Here is a 2,888-nt window from a genome sequence, read left to right as displayed (position 1 = left end):
TTTACGATTGAAAAACTAAGGGCTGTGCTTTTTTGGTCGCCACTGAAAGATACACTTCCCGTTACCAGCAAGCTGAACCCAACAAAACGCAAATGAAAAAACGATATTCTACTTTAATAATTCTATTAACCTCATTCTTAACTTTTGCTCAAGAAAAATTTGAACCAACAATTCTAATACTTTCCCCAAATGAAACAAAATATGAGAAATCATTCAAGAAAGAAATAGCAGAATACAACAATAGTATTGAAAAAAACAACAATACTTCAGAAACAGAATCTTATCTTAAATCTGAAGACTTTTTATCACAACCCGAAAACATTCGAGAGATGATAAAAAGTGAAATAGAATTTGCTAAAAACATTGATTTCTTTAAAAATGCAAGTTCTATTTCCGAACAATTTTTAGCATATCGCTTTTTTGAAAAATTCCCAAATCTATTAATTATTCTAAAAGACAAAAAAAGTAATGGTTCTTTAAACAATTTAAAAAGTATATCCGAAAATAATAAATTTCAGTATGTTCTTAATTTCTCAAGAATTGAGTTATACAAACAAAATAATGTCGGTTATGCAAAAATCAAAGTTGAATTGTTTGACAACATATCAAACTCGCTAGTTTTAGATAAAACTTATATTGGAGATTGGAATAATCCAGGATTTGAGTTTGCGTGTACTAATGAATCAATTAACTGTACAATTAATAATGCTTTGTCAAAAGCATTGAACGATATTATTTACACAATTGCAGTTAATAGTCCGACATTAAAAAAAGAAAAACAATTAAGTCAAGAAAGGTTTAATATTCTTTCAAATGAATATTTAAGAAAAGAGTTTGATAAAAAATTTTTAGAAACCATTTTATCCAGAAATAATGACAAACCTTTCCAATTATTGCTAAATGCTGACAAAACAAAATTTGTAGCTTTTTTTACTGAGCAAGTTTCTTCTCAAAATTTTAAAGATTTAACAAAAAATAGAAAAGATAAAAACGTAAAAATCATTTCACCCAAAGACATTAAGGACAAGGAGTTTCTTGAAGAAATTCCAAGAACATATGCTTACATTATTAAAGCTGTAAAATACAATGATGAATGGTATTATGAAAAATCAAATGTTACTTATTTTCAAGCAAACTCAATAAATGAAGGACAGGAACAATTTTTTAATAATCTTCAACAATGGAATTTTTTCAAAGAAAATTCAACGGAATTAAATCCTGACTTTTGGGAAACAAATTTATTTGAAAAAGTGCCTGATTTAAAAAAAGACCCAGATTGGGATAAATATGGTGAAGATATGTGGAAGTCAGATGAAATTAATAATAGAAATTATATTGGATTATATGAAATTGTTGCAGACTCTTTTAGAAAAGAAAAGCAATCAAAAAACACTTCGTTCGAGGAACGATTAAGCGAAAACATCTTTAAACCAGCATATGAAATTTTAAAGAAAAATAATCCTAATAGTTATTCAAAATTATCTGTTCATTCTTTAATATATTCTGAAAAAAGAGATTTAGCAATTAATCCTGTTTTAGTAACTGACAAGGATGGAATAAAAAAACTACATTATTTTGTGGCGTTTAATGATTCTCAAAAGTTATATGAATGGAACTATTTTGAGCCCGTAGTTATTAAAGGAAATTTATTTGGAAGCAAAGTTGTTGACCAAATTGATTCTATAACCAAATGGAATTTTTCTGTTGACAATCTAAATGATGAAAAATTTTGGAATCAATATGTTTTATTAAAAGAAGGAAATAATTATAAATTTTTAAAGGAAATAAAAGAATAAAGCCAGCTGGTAACAACGTATATAAAAAATAGCGGTTTTAGTGCTTAAACGAAAAATAAATAATAAAATAAAGGTTAATTATAAACTGAAAAGTTAGTGCATAGAAATCCGCTACTTTTCATATACAAGACCGTTACCTGCCATATAACCACAAATGAAAATTACAGCTTTAACATTAGGCTTTTTCTTATTAACAAACTTCTCTTTTTCCCAAATGAAGAAAAAGGATTTGAACGGAATATGGAAAACGGACATTGAATTGTTTTCTAAAACCGACACGATTAAATTTTATCGGAATTTAAAAAGCTGTTATCAAACGTGGTGGACTTTTGAAAAAAGAAATTTTAAAACAAACGAATTAAACATTTGTACTGAACCACCTCGAATAAGCGGAATTGTGGGAACCGAAAAACTTAAATTTAGAAAAACAGATTTTGGTCAAGTAATAGAATATTACCAAAATGATAATCTAACCGACAAATTCCGAATTATTGAATTGGTTGAAAAAAGTGAGCCAGAACTCAAACTTATGCGTTTTGACAAACTGACTGAACAAAAGCTTTATAAATATGTAGATTCTTTAATCTATAAAGTTTTGAAATATAAACCTGATTTAAAAATAAGTGAAAATATTAGTGAAGTATTAAATCCTAATGGTAATCCAAATGTAAAAATTAAAGTAAGAGATGGCGGAAATGGAAATCCTGAACCTCTTATTGTTGTGAATGGAAGACCTTTAGAGAACAGAGAACTCTTAAAAGAATTGTTGTTAGTGGAAACCTATGCGATTAAATATTTGACCAAAGAACAATCAGCAAGTATTTATGGTTCGAGAGCTATAAATGGAGTTATACTTTTACTGACATCGGAAAAAAGATTTAAGAAAATATGGAAAAAATACGGCAGGTAACACCGGCTATAGTTCATTGCTTCTGTCTTTCCTCTCGGAAAGTCCTCGCAAATTTGCTATCTTCGGTTTACGGCGGAAAATCCTCGCGGATTTTCACGCAACGAAACCATAGCCAAACACGTTGCCATTCATTGTAAAAAAACACGTAAATGAACGAAATTAGAAAGTTTATTGATAATATT

2 protein-coding genes are annotated in these 2,888 nt (G+C 28.2%); both read left to right on the top strand.

Annotated features, from left to right (window positions below):
* Positions 1 to 92: 92 nt before the first annotated feature.
* Positions 93 to 1,796, top strand: a complete 1,704-nt coding sequence (locus tag EIG86_RS14050) for a hypothetical protein (protein ID WP_127846818.1) — start codon at positions 93 to 95, stop codon at positions 1,794 to 1,796.
* 214 nt (positions 1,797 to 2,010) lie between these two features.
* Positions 2,011 to 2,706: a hypothetical protein gene (locus tag EIG86_RS14045; protein ID WP_127846817.1), complete on the top strand. Its 696-nt coding sequence runs from the start codon at positions 2,011 to 2,013 to the stop codon at positions 2,704 to 2,706.
* The last annotated feature ends 182 nt before the right edge of the window (positions 2,707 to 2,888 follow it).

Source organism: Psychroflexus aestuariivivens, assembly GCF_004010055.1.
GTDB classification, from domain to species: Bacteria; Bacteroidota; Bacteroidia; order Flavobacteriales; family Flavobacteriaceae; genus Psychroflexus; species Psychroflexus aestuariivivens.
The sequence above is the reverse complement of the archived record's forward strand: the minus strand, read 5'-3'. Positions and strand labels throughout refer to the sequence as shown.